Annotated in this window: 16 protein-coding genes and 1 pseudogene; 10 read left to right on the top strand and 7 right to left on the bottom strand. The window is 56.1% G+C overall.

Annotated elements, in window-relative coordinates; all coding sequences use genetic code 11:
• Entirely contained in the window at nt 1-396 is a 396-nt protein-coding gene (locus ACZ47E_RS07350; RefSeq protein WP_464016824.1) for a hypothetical protein, read from the bottom strand.
• 482 nt (nt 397-878) lie between these two features.
• On the opposite strand from ACZ47E_RS07350, the gene ACZ47E_RS07355 reads away from it, so the two are divergent.
• Nucleotides 879-1,367: a GNAT family N-acetyltransferase gene (locus ACZ47E_RS07355; RefSeq protein ID WP_464016825.1), complete on the top strand. Its 489-nt coding sequence runs from the start codon at nt 879-881 to the stop codon at nt 1,365-1,367.
• A gap of 151 nt (nt 1,368-1,518) precedes the next feature.
• Here the strand turns inward: ACZ47E_RS07355 and ACZ47E_RS07360 are convergent, their stop codons facing one another.
• Nucleotides 1,519-1,947: a GNAT family N-acetyltransferase gene (locus tag ACZ47E_RS07360; protein ID WP_464016826.1), complete on the bottom strand. Its 429-nt coding sequence runs from the start codon at nt 1,945-1,947 to the stop codon at nt 1,519-1,521.
• A 753-nt stretch (nt 1,948-2,700) separates the two neighbouring features.
• Here ACZ47E_RS07360 and ACZ47E_RS07365 point away from each other — a divergent pair.
• Both ACZ47E_RS07365 and ACZ47E_RS07370 read left to right on the top strand, forming a co-directional pair.
• The gene (locus tag ACZ47E_RS07365; protein WP_464016827.1) at nt 2,701-4,437 is read left to right on the top strand and encodes a COG3904 family protein; all 1,737 of its coding nucleotides are present in this window, start codon (nt 2,701-2,703) and stop codon (nt 4,435-4,437) included.
• A gap of 196 nt (nt 4,438-4,633) precedes the next feature.
• Entirely contained in the window at nt 4,634-5,311 is a 678-nt protein-coding gene (locus ACZ47E_RS07370) for an SH3 domain-containing protein (RefSeq protein WP_464016828.1), read from the top strand.
• 66 nt (nt 5,312-5,377) lie between these two features.
• On the opposite strand, the gene ACZ47E_RS07375 is transcribed toward ACZ47E_RS07370, so the two are convergent.
• The 5 genes and pseudogenes from ACZ47E_RS07375 to ACZ47E_RS07395 form a co-directional block, all read right to left on the bottom strand.
• The gene (locus ACZ47E_RS07375) at nt 5,378-7,072 is read right to left on the bottom strand and encodes an SEL1-like repeat protein (protein ID WP_278066824.1); all 1,695 of its coding nucleotides are present in this window, start codon (nt 7,070-7,072) and stop codon (nt 5,378-5,380) included.
• Between the two features lie 89 nt (nt 7,073-7,161).
• The gene (locus ACZ47E_RS07380) at nt 7,162-7,614 is read right to left on the bottom strand and encodes a hypothetical protein (protein WP_278066825.1); all 453 of its coding nucleotides are present in this window, start codon (nt 7,612-7,614) and stop codon (nt 7,162-7,164) included.
• 339 nt (nt 7,615-7,953) lie between these two features.
• A pseudogene (locus tag ACZ47E_RS07385) lies at nt 7,954-8,678 on the bottom strand (IS5 family transposase).
• Between the two features lie 107 nt (nt 8,679-8,785).
• Nucleotides 8,786-9,256, bottom strand: a complete 471-nt coding sequence (locus ACZ47E_RS07390; protein ID WP_278066826.1) for a hypothetical protein — start codon at nt 9,254-9,256, stop codon at nt 8,786-8,788.
• 135 nt (nt 9,257-9,391) lie between these two features.
• A complete protein-coding gene (locus ACZ47E_RS07395) occupies nt 9,392-9,886 on the bottom strand; it encodes a YbaK/EbsC family protein (protein ID WP_278066827.1) in 495 nt (164 codons plus the stop codon).
• Nucleotides 9,887-11,246: 1,360 nt separating this feature from the next.
• Here ACZ47E_RS07395 and ACZ47E_RS07400 point away from each other — a divergent pair.
• The 7 genes from ACZ47E_RS07400 to ACZ47E_RS07430 all read left to right on the top strand — a co-directional run bounded on the left by ACZ47E_RS07400 (nt 11,247) and on the right by ACZ47E_RS07430 (nt 19,597).
• Nucleotides 11,247-11,885, top strand: a complete 639-nt coding sequence (locus tag ACZ47E_RS07400) for a hypothetical protein (RefSeq protein WP_464016829.1) — start codon at nt 11,247-11,249, stop codon at nt 11,883-11,885.
• Nucleotides 11,886-11,931: 46 nt separating this feature from the next.
• Nucleotides 11,932-14,163 carry a Mu transposase C-terminal domain-containing protein gene (locus ACZ47E_RS07405; protein WP_464016830.1) on the top strand — a complete coding sequence of 744 codons (2,232 nt, stop codon included), beginning with the start codon at nt 11,932-11,934 and terminating at the stop codon, nt 14,161-14,163.
• Between the two features lie 2 nt (nt 14,164-14,165).
• Nucleotides 14,166-15,155 carry an ATP-binding protein gene (locus tag ACZ47E_RS07410; protein WP_464016831.1) on the top strand — a complete coding sequence of 330 codons (990 nt, stop codon included), beginning with the start codon at nt 14,166-14,168 and terminating at the stop codon, nt 15,153-15,155.
• Complete coding sequence (locus tag ACZ47E_RS07415) at nt 15,155-16,957, top strand: TniQ family protein (RefSeq protein ID WP_464016832.1); 1,803 nt, start codon at nt 15,155-15,157, stop codon at nt 16,955-16,957. The genes ACZ47E_RS07410 and ACZ47E_RS07415 overlap by 1 nt, the downstream gene beginning before the upstream one ends.
• A gap of 422 nt (nt 16,958-17,379) precedes the next feature.
• On the top strand, nt 17,380-17,688 hold the full coding sequence (locus ACZ47E_RS07420) for a hypothetical protein (RefSeq protein WP_234823695.1): 309 nt from the start codon (nt 17,380-17,382) through the stop codon (nt 17,686-17,688).
• A gap of 682 nt (nt 17,689-18,370) precedes the next feature.
• A complete protein-coding gene (locus ACZ47E_RS07425) occupies nt 18,371-18,955 on the top strand; it encodes a GNAT family N-acetyltransferase (protein ID WP_006698802.1) in 585 nt (194 codons plus the stop codon).
• Between the two features lie 192 nt (nt 18,956-19,147).
• The gene (locus ACZ47E_RS07430) at nt 19,148-19,597 is read left to right on the top strand and encodes a GNAT family N-acetyltransferase (protein ID WP_004442365.1); all 450 of its coding nucleotides are present in this window, start codon (nt 19,148-19,150) and stop codon (nt 19,595-19,597) included.
• Nucleotides 19,598-19,644: the final 47 nt, after the last annotated feature.

The following is a 19,644-nucleotide window of genomic DNA, read 5'->3' on the forward strand; positions in this document are numbered from 1 at the left end:
TTATCCACCCAGCTCGCGTAAGAAGTGCGTCGCCAGATATCTCGTAGCCATCGCGGAAAAACCGCCGACTATGATCGAGAAAGAGATCAAAAGTGATATTGTTTCTTGATGACCAACGAACAAGTAGAAAAACGGGAACGCTCCGCTTACTCCACAAGCCGCTGCAAACAAGTAGCCCGACCCCAACCAACGCCGCAGGTTCGCGAACAATACCCCTGCTATAAAAGCCGGTATCACGCCCATTAACCATCCAAACAGCGCTAAGAAAAGCACCTCGGAAACGGACTCAATCCGTAGTGCAAATGCAACTGTAGCGAATGTCGTGCCAAAAAGCGGGCCAATAACCATCGAAAACAAGATGATGTTCCAAGTCGTGGAGGGAGACAAACGGGACATCAGCACACCTCAAACTACGGCGGAACCCTTACCGCACTTGTGCCACTTCATCTGGTGTGCGGTCTGCCCGTCTTTCCCGTAGCAAAATCCTTTACGATCAAGCAACACTCGGTCAAGCGATCATCCGTACCGAATTGGCTCGACACTGATATCAAGCATCGACGCACGCTTCGCAGAGACGGAGGGTATTGGGATCGCGGTACAATTCAGCAGTACGGCAGGGAAGCTCGCCATATCCACACGCTACTTTTCGGCTAAGTGCGCTCCATGATCGGACGACCATTAGGCACGAAAGCCGCCCCGGCGGGATTACGCCAATAGCTGTCATCGACAATGTACCACCTACGCAGTGATCTGTTGTAGTAACGACCGACGCACAAGGATTTATCGTGGTTTCTATAAATTTTCGGCGGGCCTTAGCATCTGACCGCCTTCCCATCACCGACCTTCACGTTCGTGTGAGTAGAGAGACTTATGCTGGCATGCTCCCCTCCGAATATCTTGCGAATGTGATGCCAGGAGAGAAGGCCAATCTATGGGAGAGACGCCTTGCTACTCCTGTTGACTCCGAGAGACTGGTGGTCACTTTAGCGGAGGTAAACTCTGATCTCGCGGGTTTTGCATGTTTCGACCTTGATGAGGAGCCGCATTTCGGCACCTACCTCCATAACCTCTACGTCGATCGATCTTTCCAGGGAAAAAGGCTTGGCCCAAGGCTCCTCGTCGAAAGCATTAACCGTTTCCAAGCAGAACGGCGGGAAGTGCCAGTTCACCTCCTGACGATGCGTGAGAACTACCCAGCGCGCGGACTTTATGATCGCCTCAATGGCCGTGTAGTTGAGCAGAAGCAGAACGTCATGAGCCGCTATCTGGATGTAATTTTCGTCCGCTACCAATGGCCCTCTGCGCGAGTGATGGCTTCAAACGCTTCGACCCTTAGCGCTTACATAAAGGAGGAAGACGGCCGCTGATTTTCGCAGTTTTTACCGCCTGGTTATTGCACGAGCGGCGAACCGAATACTTTGGGAACGGCTGCTTCGTCGAACATGGCAAAACGCTCGACACAGTTATTTGTCAAAGTCGTTCCGTTAGAGTTGAGGGGGGCCGCAATTCCGGCAAATACTACACTTCTGCTGTCCACCATGTCGAAGCTAATGAAAGGTTGGCGTGGCTCAATAACGCAGTTTTGGCGGCATCTCGTTGAGCGCCAACTACCACAACTTGTGCGAACCCTCGCCGATTTAGCTCCGATTTAGCGCGCTGTAACAATGCTGCACCCGCGTCCTGCCAACGATCTTTAGCAGCAACGCAGAAGTCGTCGATCAAAGCGGTAGCACCACCCGGATCGTACACTGGCGGAGTTGGAAACTCTCGCGCTATGAGAAAACCGACTATCAATGTGTTCTCAACCGCGACAAGAGCCACAGTGTCCTCATCACAGAACAGTTTTTCAAACCATGAAAGGGTCGAAGCGGCTGAGTTGGCGGCTTTCTTCCAAAAGCGAGGCTCGTAGTTCTCGTATTCTTTGCGTCTTGCTTCGACAAGCTCCACGCACCGTAGCGCGTCCTCTTTCGAGGCGTTCCTAATTTGCATCTGGCTAACCTTATGGCTGCAGTCATCTCCAATTGCGGCCAGTAGAGTGAGGTGAAACACCTCTGTCAACGTCCGCAATGGGCCAAAAACATCCGAATTCAGTTGCGCCATTCCCGCTGATTGACGGCATCTCGTGCTTATGGCAGGACAGCTACGCCGAACCGTCGGCCAGAAATTCCTACGTAGGGGGATATCATGAGGCAGATACTTTTGCTGAGGCAAACCGAACTCTAAGCGCATAAGCGCAAGTTCATCCTTTCGCTTGTGCGCCACGCCCGAACTTTCATCGAGCATTGGAGCACTTATGCGAGCTATCGCGACCACGCCGGCTCTCGGCGAAGAGGTCTTCGACGTGAATTCCGGGATCGGCGGGACATTCACGGTCTCCATCATAGAAGATATTGGTGACGGAACCCTTATAGTCCGTATTCTGTATGGTGAGATCAAGGAAGACGGTTGGAAATCTTTCGGTCTTTTTGACGGAAATATATTCAAAACCCGGAGAGAGCGCCTTACCAATAGGCGCATTTTACGCTGACGTTCTGTGGCCATCCCCGCAACAGCGAGGGATGGCCAATTCCATGCCACGTACGATCATCCACTCTCTTCATTTCCTCAAGGCAGTTGTCAAACCCGGTGTGGCGGCTTTCCATATTGCGCCTGGGATTTGACGCGATAGCATGCATCTGAAAGCGAACGGGGGCAGAGGTCGTGTTTCAGCGTATTCTATTGGTAGCGGTTACGGCATGCATCGCTTGTGCCAGCGTCTCACATGCGGACATCACCCTTGAGCGTGTTCCAATTGACGGCTCCTCACCCGTTCTCCTGCTGAAAGGTGAGTTCACGACATCGGACAATCCTGACCAAGTTGCGCGTGAAGTCGCCGCAAGCGGTGCCAAGCTGATCACCTTCAACAGCAATGGCGGCAACGTCGCTACGGCGATGGCGTATGGGAGGATGATCAGATCGCTCGGTCTATCGACGCTGCAGCTCCGGTCCGCCGAATGCGCGTCAGCCTGTGCACTCGCTTTCGTCGGAGGCGTGAACCGGCAGGCAGAGCCCGGCGCGATCGGTGTGCACCAATCCTCTTTCTCCCCGGAAACGATTGTCGAGGGGCACACTGCAGTCGCTGCGGTTCAAGCGCTGACCGCCCAGATAATGACGTACCTTGTGGAGATGGATGTCGACCCGAAACTGCTCCAACTCAGCCTGTCCGTTCCCAGCAACGACATGCGTTATCTCACCGCCAGTGAGATGCAGAGCTATAGAGTGACGTGGGGAAGTCTGGCCGACTTAACGGAATCCGCTGCTGCATCCAAGGCCGCACCGACGGTGGTGCCTGCAACTCCACAAACCACTCAAACCCATTTGCCGACAACAGAGGAAAAAGCATTGGCCTTCGTAGCGTCATACCATGACGCTTGGTCTCGCGGGAACGTAGAGGCGCTGACGTTTTTGGAAAAGGCGTATGGCGACACTGTCGACTTCTACGGCAAACCCACACCTAAATCCGTGGTGATTGGCGAGAAGCGGAAATTTGCGGCCAGATGGCCAGTCCGCGCCTACAGCGTGCAGCCAGGCTCGACGAAGGTGACTTGCACGCAAACCTGCAAGGTTGACGGCATCGTTGACTGGTACACGAAACGCGACGTCGGAAACCGTGTTTCGTCCGGCTCGGCCGAGTTCTCTCTGGTTTGGGACCAGAGGGCGGGCGTGATCATCTCCGAAACGAGCAAGGTTATCCAGACCGACAAGAGCGTCTCTCAACCTATACGTCTGATATCCCAATGGACGGAACAGAATGGTGCCTGCCGTGGCGGCAGCGGAGACCTGCCGGAAACAAACGCGGCCTGTGAACGACGCGAAGTCATCAGCAACAAGCTGGAGGCTGCAGGATGGTGTTATGGTCGTGAGGGAGAATATGGCTATCAGATGCGATGGCACGCCTGTGACTCGACATCCTATAAACAGGAAAGCGCGGGAGGGATTGCTTCCCGCGCGGGGTTCAAGAAGCCAGACCTTTCCAGCTACCCTGCTCAAGGTCGTCTTTCCGGAAACACCGTTATGCCCGACTTCAAGGGGCGCGACCGCGAATTCAACAGTTTCAGAACCCGTATTCGAGACGGTATGCGTCAAGGGCCAAACTTCGCTGGCCGATATACCCTTATCCAGATCGGTTGTGGTACAGGGTGCTCATTCGTTATCGTCGCCAACAATCAAACGGGCCGCCCGGGTTCGTTCCCCCGTGGCGGGGAAGAGCACATGTATTTGAGCTTGGACTTTCGCCGCGACAGCCGACTGGTGGCCGCTCAGTGGCTGAACTACGACACCAATACATGTGTGGTCGAGTTCTTCGATTTTGACCGAGATATTTGGAAACCGATCACCAAAACTGACGTCGGTAAAGACGATGCGTGCTATCGGACGATCGCCGAAAACCTCCGTTGAGTTCAGTTTAGTGAGGAACTTCCCGAGCTTAAAAAACCACCTGGCTGCGCCCGGGCCGCTTACGCACGCGCCCGCCGAAGGCCAAACACGACACCTGCCAGCTACAGGTCGCTGAAATTAACCATTAAGTTGCGAGCGACAATCATTGCTACTTGCGGATCATTTTAGCCCTCGGCAATATACCGCGGGGGCTCTTATGAAAAAACGCTACTGGCTACTTTGCGGGCTTATCCTGTTCAGCATTTCGAAATTTTGGGGAACACCGTCGGAGCACGGGAGAACGACACCATCGTCGAGTTTTTCAGAGGAAGCACGTGCCCCGAAAGCTCCGCCATCAGCGATGAGCAACCAACGGCCGACCTCTACTCCTGCACACACCTCTTCCGGGTCGAGCGAGGCGGCCGGCCCGCGGGCTGTCGCGGAAACAACTACCAAGTTCGTCAGTGGGAACGGCGTTGCACTGCGTAGTGCAGCAAATCCAAAGTCTCAAATCATTGACAGACTGGATAGAGGACGGAAAGTCGAACTCCTCCAGTCAGATTTACAATGGTCGAAGATCAAAGATGTTCTGACTCAAAAAGTAGGATGGGTCGCAACCAGGTTTTTGCAGGATGACAAACCCAAGCAAGAGGAAATCTCAAAACCGTCGGAGCCGAAGAGTAAGCCTCCGCCGATACTCTCACCCGCCATCATCATCCAGCGGATCATCGCCGAGTCCGTCGCCGGCTATCCGGGCACATGCGCCTGCCCTTACAGCACGGATCGCAGAGGCCGAAGATGTGGCAGCCGAAGTGCGTATTCAAAGCCCGGCGGATATGCCCCAATCTGTTTCGCACAGGATGTTACGAAATCGATGATTGAAGCTTATCGCTGACTTATCCCTAAGGAGCACCCAATGAGACAAAATCAATCACGCGGCCATGCTCTTTGACGACGCACTCTACGACATCTTCCCCAACCGCTCGAGCAGGCCGTCGAGGTCCGCCCTGGCTTGAGCTGTGTCGCGACTGTCGCCGTTGCGCTCGGCAAAGGCTAACCGCCGACGAAACAAATCCTCAGCGCCAGCACCATCACCCGCCGAAAAGCTGGCAATCGCCAGATCGCGTAGCGTCGCGCCGATCACGTCGAGAATTTCGTGCTGTTCTGCAATTGCCAACCGTCGGCGCATAAGTTCCACCGACCTGTCGGGATGACCGAGCGCAAACTCGTTTTGGGCCAGGTTGCCGACTATACGCAACAGAGCCGGATCGTCCTTGCCAAAGACTATCTCGGCACGCGCGAGAGCCTCGGCATTGAGCTTGCGCGCCTCTTCGAATTCGGAGGCTTCGTGCAGGCAGAAAGCAAGATCGGTCATTGCGGCGAGCACGACGCTCTCTTCCGCTTCCGGGTCCTCCTCAATGATCGCAAGCGCGCCTCGATGCAGATCGATCGCCTCCTGCCACTTGTGATCACGGGCAATCGCGACAGCCCTAGCGGTCATCAGAGAGGCGCGTTCCGGTGGTGTCAGAAAGGGATGCTTGCTATCGATCACAAGCGCCGTTTCAACGGGGTCGACATAGGCGGGGTTGCCTTGTTTCCAGAGTACGAAGCCACGGATCAGACTCGATCTGCCAAGCACATGGGGTTGGTCAGCGGCGGGATTGTCCTCATCCTCGACCAGTTGCTCACAGACACGGGCCAGTTCCAGAAGCAACGCCTCAACACTAAAACGTTTTTTCGGATCGCGGATCATAGTCCTCAAGTCTTCTAGCCGCTGTTCGGGATCGATGGCTGCTGAAAACTCCTCGCCCATCCTCGTGAGCACCCGCTCGATCGCTTCCTCCGCGTCCTCTCGACCACCGGCCCGAGCACAGCGGAACAAGTAAAGCGCCTCTTCGAGATCGCGTTCCGTGCCCTTTCCTTCCTCCTTGGCAACGCCAAGCGTATAGGCAGCTCGTTCGAAACCACCCTCAAGCGCAGCGATGAGCAACCCAATGCCTTTCCGGGCATCTTCCTTCACGCTCGTTCCATAAAAATAGGCAACGCCTAGATTGTTCGCACCGCGGGCATTACCAGCCTGTAGCGCGCGGCGATACCAGTAAAGTGACAGGATCGAGCTCTTCCGAATGCCGGTTCCGGTGCTATAGCGATGGCCAAGGCTAACCATGGAATCACTGTCACCGAGGTGGGCCCCTTGCCTGAACAGCTTGACCGCCAGGCGATGATCTTGCTTTAACCCGGCTCTGCCGTCTGTATAAAAGTGGCCGAGATTGCCCATAGCCGTGCCACAGCCGGCTTTGACGCCTTGTTCGTAATAATCGCGAGCCTTAACGATATCGGCTGGGAAAGGGCCGTCGCCGTGCTGGTACATGCTGGCGATATTGTTCATCGCGTCACCATGCCCGAGGGCTGCGGCCCTTTCGTACCATTCGACCGCCTGTACCCTGTCGAGAATGACGTTACAGTACCCCTGGTCGAAAATGTCGCCCAACACGAAGGCCGCGTCGGCATCGCCGGACATCGCCCGCTGCTTCAGCTCGTCGAGAGGGACGTCGTAAAGTTTGTGCCAGCGTTTCTCAGGGACCGGACCTGCGGTGCGTTTCTCGAAATAGCGGTCTGCGAGCGTCGTCAGATACTTTTTCAGCATGGATGGCATTAGCGATCGGTCCCGGCTGTACATGAATGGGTATGACTAACACAAAAATGCTCTGCCAATTGCGCCGATATTTTTCCACGCGTAGCGTTCTAAACTTTTCCGTCCACGTTCGCTCGAATTGCCAGATGCAGGGCAACGCTGGGGCCGCCAATTTCCTCGTCTCGATACATGTTCAGGGCCTTTCCGTTGTTGTTGGCTTCCGCAAACCGAACTGAGAGCAGCTTAATGGCCAACTCGACGTCGCCATCCTCAACCTTCAAAGCTTCCAACAAGTGACGAATCCGAGTACCGCGTGGCATCGGGATGCTCGCGGTATTTCTTTCCGTAGCGGTGCGATTATTTTCGAGGGAAACAGTCTTCTCACCGACGACAAGCAGAAAACCCTCAAGCGATCGGTCCAGGCTGTCGGCTTGAAGCGTCAGCATCAATTCAGCGACCATAGAAACGGCGTCGAGAATTCGGCGGGCGCGCGCATCCTCAGGATCGATCGAGTCGATACCTCTATCAGTAGCGCGGGCGGTTTTGCAGGATTTCACAGACATTATAGCTCCTTCTGCCGGATATCGGCACTTTGGGGGGTATCCCTAAAGGTCGAGCCTCAGTGGAGCGGTGGTTAAAGCAGTCCGTGACGAATTCAGTAACGCCGGAGAAAAGCTCGAGGCAAATACTCTTTGTCATTTGCTTGGCCCTCCCCCTTCTGAACATCGAACGTTAGCAAAAATCTTGTTAACGAATAGGTAGAGCGCGCCAAGATTGCTTTCAACCTGTACCAAACGAAATTTGAGACCCGCCGACAATCCCCACTAGGAGATTTTCCAGCACACACACCCATCGCAGACCGCCAATGCGACTGTCATGCCTAAACCTCGATGAAAGCCAGATTAGGCCGTGGACTCATTATGGCGAAGAGTAAGACGAATAGACGCCAGCTTGGTCATGGCGAGAAAGTTCATGCCTAGTTTGTCATAGCGCGTCGCAATCCGTCGGTAACATTTCAGTTTGCTGAAGAAGCGCTCGATGAGGTTCCTCTTTTTTACAGCCAAGGGCTGAAGACGAGCGATATCTTCCGGTTGGATTTGGGCGGAATGTTTGCCCAAGACCGCTTTGTTTTCACCTTTGCGCGGAGCCAATCGGCGTCGTAGGCTTTGTCTGCCAGAAGCATGGCACCTACGGGAAGACTATCGAGTAATTGGTCCGGCGTGGTCAGATCATGGGCATTACCAAGTGTGATGGTGATGATGATCCTGATCGGCAGTCTGTTTCCATCAGTCGCGGCGTGGATTTTAGTGATAAGATCACTGCGACTTCGGCCAAGGCAGCGATCCTGATGTCAGCCTTGAGCGTTGCCGCTAAATGATGCACGCGAACCGAGGTGCCATCAATCATCGTCACGCCGTCATCAGGCTGCCGCGTGACTGCGCCCATCAGCCTGTCCCAGATTCCAGCAATGGTCCAACGACATAATCGATTTGTACGGACCATATCTTTCTGGTAAATCACGCGATGGGGTACCTGATCGTGGAACCCAGAAGGTGACGTTGAGCACCTGCCGGTCATCGACATGAGGCGCGCCATACGGCTTGTTAGGCAGGAGTGGCGAAATCATGCGCCATTCAAAGTTGGTCAGATCATAACGGCTCGCCCCGAATCTGAATCAGGTGATACGACTACAGGAAAGGCACGAAACTGACGTGGGATCGCCGATCTAGTCCATCAACTTGGGAAAAAAGACCAATCCTCGGCCAGGAATTCGAGCGTTTCATCGCGGAAATAATATAGAAAATGCCGAGTACTGGCGGTGTCTGCTCCGATCTTTTCCCATGACACGGCGTCACGGTGGGGGTCAGGACCGATTAATTCGTAGAACTCGCCCCAACGAGGAGCAACACCGCTGTAGCGGCCATGGCCGTCTGTTTTATACCATTCATGATCGTTGGTGCTGTCCCAACGCCAGCGGCTACAACCAGCAAATCTCAAAGTGCCCCATATCTCTTCAAATCTCGAACCGGACTTCGAAAACAGGCGCAACGCCCTGAGAATACCCCGCGGCTTTTTGTCGTACACGACCCTGTACGAGCGGAAGCGGACGTTGGCAGAGGAGGCCTCAACTGAAACCTGCGGCTCTGGGGCATTTGGATCGGCCACCCAACCCTCGCCGAGTTGCAATTTGACAAACTTTAACATGCATTACGATTAGCCAACTTGGATAGCCTATACCACTCAATTTATGAGTTCACGGCCTAGTGCGGCAGAAACATTTTTTGAAAAAATGGACGTCGAGAGCGATTTCAGCCAACTCCGAGCGTTTGACCGAAAGTTTCATCTTGCACTTACCAGCGGTGCCGGAACGGCCGATTGCTCTCTTTGATTGATACCTACCTGACAGCAGCGGGCCGCTAGTCGTCTTAGAGTTGATGTTTCGATCCTAAGAACAAAATCTTTGTCGCCCGACCCGACATACACCCAAGGGTGCTGGAAAATGTCAGCATTAACGAAAACATCTGCATCGAGCGTCTCTACAAATGGTGAGATCGCTCCGGGTTCAACACCCAGATTATTTTTCAAACTCTCCGAAGACGCCCAAAAAAGCCTGCTTCGGGGTAACCCAGCAACGTGCGCGAGCTTCGGTAGATTGATACGCTGATCTCGTTGTAAACACGCGAGAATAAAACGCTTTGGACCGCCTCGAACTTCAAAAGCTATCGTCTTGATGCAACGATGGGCTTCAGAGTCCGAAATCTCGTATACGTTTATCGCCTCAAATTTAATGTCCAGACGCTTCAGATATGACGAGACACTAGAAAATTCGCTCACCTCGCGTATCCTTCGTCTCGAGGCCTTTTCACAGTGCAGTGCTTTCAACTAACGGTGCGCATATGAACTCTCGCCAAGAGTTCTTGCTTTTATAGTATTTTTCAACCCCGAGATGCATCACGATTTCGCGATCCATCTGCCAGTCACGTCATTGCATCCAGCTTGATTGTTTTCGGTCAGGCCGACTGTAAAATTATAAGAAATCGCCCGAAAAAGTTACATCTCATTAAGATTTCATGCCTATGAGCACTGCCTCGACGTGGAATTCGCTCGCCGACAGTGTGAGCAGCAATGAGGACGCATGATGACGATAGCAAGCACCATAGGTTTTGCTTCTTTCTGAGCCAGGGGAATTCCGACCGGAAACCTCGGCCAGCGAGATTTCGCAGGATACGAGGCAGGAGATCGGAATGCGTCACTCCCATAAAGTCACCCAATACCTCTACCAGAAACGCGAGGGACTCGGCTTCCTTCCGTCTGCATCTATGAACCTGTCGACGGAGAACGTCGGCCCGACTTTGGTCGGGGGCTTGGAAATACCGGGCGTCCGCTAATCCGGCCGGCACCGCGTCGGGTAAAGATTATTGGCACGAGCCGCACTTTGGCTTGGCCTTGCGCGTGCCCGCCGACAAACAGGCCAAGACCCCACGTGGTCACACGTTCTTCAACGGCAACGGCGTCCACCACGAGAGCGAACTCGAGCACCGCGTCAGCTCTGTACTCCAAACTCTGGCTGGCCTTCGAGAACTCCAGTCGCAATACCCGAAGGTCCACTACATCGACGCCGACGGCGTTCTTCGTGAGCACACCTTCGATTACTTCATCGTTCTCAACGACGGCACACGGGTCGCCGTCGCGGTGAATAGCCGACGGCAACCAATCTCACCTGAGGGGCTAAAAGTTATGATTTCTTCGAAGGCCCCTATTAACCATGATCAACGAAGTGCACCAATCTGGGGCACAAATTGCCCCAGTCCGGCCGGGAAGCTCTATGCAGTGCCGAAAAATCGGTATTGGAAATTCGCTGACCAAAGGAGCCAGGCATGAGCGAGATAGGCGTACGAGCAAAGTGACCATTCAGACGGATCATCCCGTCTGGAAGCACCGTATGCCGTCATCGTGTTCAAGCCTAAGGAGGGCTTCATGCATTTTGCACGTCAGGTTTCCAAACACATTGCGCTTCACAAGGCAGGCCTCGGGTTCCTGAGCATGCCACCGATTAACCCGCGCACCTTCGGTTATGCCAACCGCAAGGCGGAGAACGGCACGTCCGATTCCGGGGACTCTGGTATAACGCGGCATCGTCGTAGGAACGACGACTGAAACCAAGTTCTGGAACGAGCCGGTAGCCGAACGTGCCGTGCGAAAGCCTCCGGCTACGCACGCCAAGACTTTGCGCGGCTTCTCGATCTTCAAGGAAACGGTAGTCTACCACGAGAGCGATCTCGAGCGCCGGGCATCTATCGTCATCCAGCTCCGCAAGGACGTGAAGGCCATTTACTCCCAATTCCCGGTGCTTCTGTACCGTGATGCCGAGGGGGTATGGCGAGAACACGTCTGCGACTTCTGCGTGGTTTTCGACGACGGCGAGATCGTAGCCGTCGCGGTGAAGCACGCCCGTAAGTCGGATGTGATGGCGGACCTGCTGAAGCGCATCAAGGCGGAAGGCTTTCTGCGGAAGAACAAGAACGGCACGACGACGCCTGGTGCGGTCAACGACATTCGCCTCATGACCGAGCGGGAGGCGACATACGGTGCTTACGAGAACGCCGAACGTATCATGCGTGCCCGCCGCATGCGTAACGAGGGCGAATACGCCCGCGCTTATGACGCCGTCCAGAAGTTTCGCGGACCTTTCCGCTTCGGCGAACTTCTCCGCGGGTGCGAGAACCGGGCGGCTCGTCGCACGGCACTCCTGTTGCTGATCGACGAGTGTGTCCTTCTGACCGAGACACCCGGCCGGATCGACGATCTGACCATGCTGATGGTCCGCCGATAACCCCAACCCATCACCCGACTTCTGATCGCCCCACAAGGAGCCTGCGATGCTGACCGACTTCCAGAGACCGAGCCTCTTCCGCCACGCCATCGTCAGAATGCGTCACGCCGATCGCTTCACCGATGACGACGTTAACTGGAAACCCAAGAAACGAGACGCCGACGGATGGACCTTTAGCAACGAGGCGAACGTCAGCGACGAACGCTTCGTGTTGCACGGTGAGGTCTATTCGAAACTCGTCGGCGGAACTGCCAAAATCCGCTATGGCTACAATGATCCTGAAAACCAGCGCCTGCGCGCGATTTTCGGCGACGACACGTTCTCGGACATTGTCGGCAAGCGCCGTGATCTCGCGCTGTTTCGCGAGAAGCTCATCAAGCGCTTCGATGCAGAATGGCTGACACTCGGCAAAAAGCCGCGATGGTCGAAGGAGAAGTTCGAGGCCAAGCTCAGAGCCTGGCGCAGGGAAATCATCGCCGAGATGCTCGGTCTCGATGACGAGGACGCCGAGGCCGACGTCCGCGCCGACGCGATGGTCGAAGTAAAGACCTTTCCGACGCCGTCGGTGAAGACGTTCCGGCGCGACTACAAGCGTTATCACGCCTGCGGCGGCGAAGTCCTCGGGATCGTCCACCGCCATCATGGTCCTGGCCTGCACCTTCGCAAGGTTGACGCGGATTCAACGGCATTCGCCCACAAGCAAGCCCTCAACTACATGACGGACCGCAAGCCCACGATGGCTAAGGTCTACCGTGACTATCTGGCCGCACTGGAGAAGGTGAACGCAGAGCGCGCCACACCGCTCCTGAAGGTCACGCGTCACAAGTTCGAGACGATGATCTCGAAATTCGACGAGTTCGACAAATGGGACGGCCGCCACGGTCGTGCCTCGGCGCTCAAGCGCTTCGGGATGTCGAAGAGAGGTGGCATCCCCGCGTTGTTCGTCGGCGAGCGCATCGAGATCGACTTCTGGAACGTCGATCTCATGACCCTGTTCGTTGAAACCGGGATGTGGGACATCCTTCCGCCATCGTATAAAGAGGCGGTGGTCGGTAAGCGCATCTGGTTCGTAGCAGCGATTGATGTTGCCACGCGCTACATTCTTGCGTTCAGGGGGAGCGTCAACCCGAACGCCGTTTCGGCAGCGGCGGCCATCCGTATGATCATGTCCGACAAGCGGCACATTTCCGAATTCGTCGGGGCGGAGACGCCGTGGATTGGGATGGTCCAGCCGCGCAACATCTTCAGCGACAACGGCACGGAATTCGCCAACGCGCTTGTCGAAGGCATCATGCGCGCGGCGAAGATCACCTTTAACCGGCCCCAGGCGGGCAATCCTAAAGCTCGTCCCTTCATCGAGAGCCTGTTCCACTCCATCGGGCCGCTGATCGCGTCGTTCTTCGACGGCAGAACGTTCGGGTCGATCGCCGAGAAGGGTGATTACAACCCGGAACATCAGATCAGCCTGCAGGTCGACGAGATGATCCAGCTCTTCACCCTGGCGATCTGCGACATCTACCACAACAAGCCGCACAGTGGCCTTGGTGGGGCGTCTCCGCATAACGCCTGGGTCAGGGCGACCCAGGAACATGACATCGAGTTCCCGAGCCAAGACCCCGAATTTATGCTGCATGTCTTCGGTACGAAGTTCAAACGCCGCATCGGGCAATACGGCATCCCATTCATGGGCATCCCGTACGCTAACGAGGAACTGGACCGCCAGCGCAAGAAGTACGGACAGATGGAATTCGAGATCAAAGTTGATCCCGAAAACCTCGAACACATCGCGGTCCGCGGCGACAAGGGCTGGTTTGTCGTCGAGAACAAAGTCGGTATCGCGCGCAATCTGACGCTGGCCGAGTGGATTGTCGCCCGCGCTGACCTGCGGACGCAACACGCCGCGGAGGCGGAGGCAGGTCTCGCGGCGATGTACCGTACCATCAACCGTCTCGCCGAGAGCGGCAGGGCAGCGGCGCTGCGTGCGAACCTTACCCCGCGCAACATGACGGCCGAACACTATGAGGCCCTCGAGGCTGAACTGTTCGGCGCGTGGGTCGCCGTGAAGGCGGCGGACACGCCGACCCTGACGTACGCCTTCGCGCTTCCCGCGGACCCCCTCCGCGAGGGATCGGTATCCGATTCCCGTCTGATCCCGGAATTCCACGTCGAACGCGAACGCGATGCGCGGAAGAAGAAGCGTGCCGCCGCCGTTGACCAGACGCCGACCGAGACGCCCACGCCCACCGAAACCACTGACAACTACTACGAGGAGTACTGAGTATGGAAAACGCTACGAACGTCATCGCTTTCGACGCAATCGCCGACAAGAAGGCCGAAGTCTACAGCGGCTACATCGAACACGCACGCGACACGCGGTTGGGGACGATGCTGCGCGACCTGGTCGAGAACGTGGAGGCTTGCCGCCGTGGCGTGGGATCGCGCCGGCGTGCGTTGTTCCTCATCGGGGCCTCGGGCAGCGGTAAGTCCTTCGCATTGCGCCATCACTTCAGCCGTATCCCCGAATTCCAACCGTGGAAGAACGAGTTCGGCGAGACTGTCCGGCCGCTGCTGAGCATCGAGGCACCGAAGCCGTGCACGACGAAAGACTTCGCCATGGCGATCCTCGATGCGATCGGAGTGCCGTCGAAGGCCAAGATGACGGAGGGCCAGCTCTTCGCGACCGTGAAGGCCCAGTTGCGCGAGCGCGGGATCATCTACCTTCACGTGGACGAAGCCCAGCATTTGCTGCGCCACAGCAGCAGCCGCGCGATCCTCGACCTCCAGGACCGCCTCAAGAGCCTGATGCAGATCGAGGACTGGCCGTTGCACACGATCTATTCCGGAATGCCGGAACTCGCGGAACTGCTTACGGGGGATCAGCAGTTGGCCAACCGTTCGATGGTCATGCGCTTCATTCCTCTGAGCCTGCCCGGCGACAAGGCCAGCATCGCGCAGGTATTGGCCGACATCGTGGAAGGCAAGTGCGGACTTAACCTAACCGATGAGCTCCGCACCGACGACTTCCTCGGCCGCCTGTGCGCTGCGAACAGCGGGTGCTACGGGAAGATCATCGAGGCAGTCCAGGCGGCGTGCTTCCTCGTCATGCACAAGGGCAAGGGAACGGTGGATCGCCGCGCCTTCGCTCACAACTACCAGCGTGACAGTGGTTGTCTTCCGACCGATAACGTGTTCACCGCCGCGCGCTGGAGCGAAATCGATCCCGGCAACGCGCTGGCCGACTTGGCTACCGCTGGTAAGGGAGGCAAGTAATGGTTCTGCCCGTAACGCTTCCCCATCATGACGACGAGGCGGCGATCGATCTGGTCGCTCGTCTTGCCACCGTCAACGGATACCCATCCCTGCGGGAGTTTCTCGCGCATACGGAGACCACGGCCAGTGCAATCGTTCATGGCGAGACGGACGCCCTGTCGCTAGTCAGCGAGTGGTCTGCGGTGCCAGTCGCTACGCTGGGGAAACTGGCGGTGAGGGTGTCTGGGGCGGGCGGCACCTGGCAGATGGGCTGTGCAACCCTCAGCAAGGAGATGCGGCTGGGGCGATTGCAGCGCTTCTGCGCCCACTGCGTCCTAGAGGACAGGGCAAACGGGACGGGACGTTTGGCGTCCCGCGCCTATCGCCGTGCATGGTGGTCGATCCGCGGAATTGAAGGATGCCCGGCTCACGGATGCACCCTGACGGAAGTGGCTGTCGACGCCGCAAGCGACGTCCACGACTTCCCGCAGTTCGTGAAAGCCAATCTCGGACTGATCGAGTACGCCGCGGCAGCGCCTGTCACGAGCCGCCAGCCTCGGCTGGATAAATATCTGCGCGACCGGGTGTTCCTGAATGGCGGGGACGGCTTCCTCGACAGGCTCGACGCCCACGTCGCTGCCGAGTTCTCCCGGTATCTCGGTGATCTCCTGGTCCTCCACGACGTCAGAGCGTGGATGCCCGCCGCGACAGACCTTCGTGAATGGGGTTTCAACCTCGCCGTCAAGGGAGAGGTCGAAATCCAGCGTCTTGTTGCGGACATTATCGATCGAAAGCGCCCAACGACCCAATACATTGAATTCGTACTTGGGCCGATGGTGAAATGGCTCCGACGCAACGCGGCAAAGGAAGCGTACCGACCTGTAATCGATCTCATGCAGGACATCCTCGAGCGCAACATGCCGTTCGGAGAGGGGCATATCATCTTCAATGCCGTGCAAGCGCGCCACCTCTACTGTGTCAACTCCGCTCATGCAGACTATGGGATCACGAAGGATCGGGTCAGAGTATTGATGAAAGCGAATGATCCTGGGTTTCGCGATGGCCTGCCTGACAGCCGCACTTATTTCGACGCCGCGGCTTTGCGGCCCATCCTGGAAGCCGCCAGAAGTACCCTGACGAGCAAGCAAGCAGGCGCGGCACTTGGTCTTCGTGATGAGCGAGTTCACGACCTTCTCGATGCGGGCATTATCGAGCAGGTAGAGACACGGTCTGATGCTGAACGGGCGTACACCCGCATTCGCAGGTCTGCGGTGGAAGAATTGGTTCAGCGCCTGACGGAAAACACGACAACGGTAACCCGAGACGCAGGGCACCTGTCGCTGGCCGACGCCGCCAGAACATGGCGTCGTCCGTTCCACACACTGGTATCCATGATCCTCGAAGGAAGCCTCGAGAGGTTTGTGCTCCCAGGCAACGCACCCGTTTTTCAGAGATTACGGGTGTCACCGCGCGCTTTGGTCAGCCCCTTGGCGGGAGGTGACGACGAACTGATGAGGCTCAAAGAAGCTGAACTCGCGCTCGGCACGACGACCAGCACCATCGCGGACTTGCTCAAGCGTGGCTATCTCCGTCAGCGAACCCTTCGTCGCGAGACCGGACGGACGGTGAAATTCATCGAGCGGCAGTCTCTCAGTGAGTTTCACGCGACCTATGTGTCGCTGACGGAGATCGCGCAATCCCGCAAGGGATACAGGGCCGCGATCAAGGCAGAACTCGACAAAGCTGGAATCGCGCCGATCTTCGAACCCGAAGGATTCATCGCCCGCTTCTACAGGAGATCAGAGATTACCCGGATTGGGTAAGATCGACCCCAAATCGGGTAGAGACCGTCTTATAAAACCCGCTCCCGCGGGTTTTTCTTTGGCTTGCTTCCGAATGTGCCCAAATCAAATGCCGCGGGATGCCCAAGATGTTTTGGAGGCCCCAAAAATTACCTAATGTTTTCAACGATTCATTCTGCAAAATGGACAAACCAAGACCGCGTAATCAAGTTGTCTTAGTTGGGCAGGGTTGGGAACGTTCGGCCGGCCGGGGTATTCAGACCGCGCCATGTGCCCGATTTATGGCCCAAAGACCCGCAAACGTCCCCAGCTGCACGGGCCTTTTGATTCTTCGCGTGGGCGCCGGATCATTCACTGACGGTTCAGGTCTGACTAAGCATTCTCGTGTTTATGGAACCGAAGGCGCCGACACACGTTCAAGTGCCTCAATGGGAGATGACATCATGAAGCTTCTGGCCGCGGTTGTTGCGCTCGTATCGGTCGGCATTCTCAGTGGATGCGTTGACGACAGCGGGTATCGCTCTGGCGGGTATTATTCCTCAGGAGTTTACTATCGCTCATACGACAGGGATCGCTATTACAGGGATCGCTATTACCGCGACTATGATCGCAAGGACTGGCGGGATCGCCGTGAGCACAGAGAGCGACGCGAGGATCGTAGAGATTGGCGCGGCGAACAGCCACGCCAGCCGGAATCCGGCGGCAATAATCGCGTGATACGTCCGCACATTTTGTATCGAAACGCTGATTGACCGCCGATACTAGGATGGCGTTTGGTTAGGATAAGCGGCCAAGCGATGGGCGCGATCTCAAGAACGAACTGCTCAACGGCCGGCTGCTCGCGCTGGTCCGCCTGCACCTTGGCCGACTAGCCGTAAGCGTATAACCAGACGTTATCCCGCCACGCGATGAAGGCCTGAGCTTCTTCCGCCCATTTCTGCTTCGTTGATCCGATATAGGATGCCAGCGTCACGCCGTCGCAGCACTGACGCTCACGCGCTGTGCTGTCGACAAGGTCTGGATGGCATTCTCCCTGTAGTCGCTGATGGTGGGCCCGATGTCAGGTGGGATAGGGGGGCCTACTGGAACGATTCCGCCATGCTTCCGCTTTCGCTTGCCGAGGTAGTTCAAGAACTCTATCCAGTCAGCTTCCGAAATCTCGATTGCCCCATCAGTGTCTTGGCCACCGTGGAACTCATCCTAATAGAAGCCGACAGGGAAGCCGCTTTCGTTGAATGTCGCGTATCTCATATCAGAACCCCGAAGCCCGCCATTTGTATGTCTGCCCCGGTGCACCGAAGGCGGACTGATTTATGTACCTCAATATCCAATTTATAGAACTCAACGAGATTGAGTTCGCATTGAATGACAAAGCTTCCGATCCTTGCGCATTGCCGGCACTCGCTAGTGGGGCAAATATCAGTCAGGTACTTGATGCAACTTCAAAAATTAGGTGCACCGCTTTCGACGGACCGCCTTGTCCTGCGCGAATTCACAAGAGGCGATTTCCCCGGCTATTCAGCCTACCATTCTCTGCAGGAGGTTTATCGATATCTTTACGCTGCACCTCCAACTGGAGATGCTTTGCGAGAGCAGTTCTCGGCGATTTTGGCGGCACCATTTGAGAAGGATGGCGACACCTATCGACTGGCCGTCGAGCGAAAGGCTGACAACGCACTGGTCGGTGAAGTCCTGTTGAAGCTGGCAAGTGTTGATGCACTGCAGGGAGAGGTTGGATATATTTTCAATCCAGAATTCGCGGGGAACGGGTATGCAACGGAGGCTGTTGGCGCGATGGTCAGCATAGGCTTCTCGTCAATCGGATTTCATCGAATCTTCGCGCGGCTGGACGCTGCGAATGAGGGTTCGGTCGGCGTTGTTGAGCGCCTTGGACTGCGTCGAGAAGCGCATTTGATCCAGAACGACCGCTTCCGAGACGTCTGGGGAGACGAGTATATTTACGCGGTTCTTGCTTCGGAATGGAAATCGCGCGCCGGCGTAATTTTGCCGTCCGCTTAGGGCCGACGGCCATAATCGCGCAGAAGCGCCAATTGCGGTCATTGATTAATTGTTTGCTGTCCCCTAAAATCCGCCCAATAGCAGAGGAGATGTATGCCCAGAGGCTTGTGATTTCGACCGCAATTTGCGGCTTCACCTGGCACCAGTATCGGTAGCCGGACCTTTTTGCATATCTTTTCTGCGGAGTTTCTCATGAAATTCGAGGACGTTATCATCCGGCCTTTCGAGGCCTCGGACACAGTAAATCTCTCCAACATCTGGCTCGAAGCCTCGTTGCTTGCTCATCCGTTTATCGGCGAGCGTCGTTTGATGGAGCAAAAGGCACTTATTGAGGAACAATATTTGCCTGGCGCCCAAACGTGGGTCGCAACATTAAACGGCCAAGCTGCGGGCTTTATCAGTCTGCTCGACACTTTCATCGGCGGCTTATTTGTTTCCCCGTGCCATCAAGGCCTCGGTATCGGGCGTAAACTCGTTTCGCACGCGCTGAATTTGAAGGGCGAGCTTTCGCTTGAAGCCTATACTGAAAACGTGCAGGCGATGGGCTTCTATAGATCGCTCGGCTTTCAGGAGCTTTCCCGTCGCGCGATTGATGATGAAGGTTATCCGTTCGAAAATGCCCGTTTGCGGCTAGTCGGCTAAAGACAACTCGTCGGGCGACACGGTAGCCGCCCGACAACCGCTTTGGC

The sequence above is a fragment of the Agrobacterium sp. 5Ca39 genome (assembly GCF_055382365.1).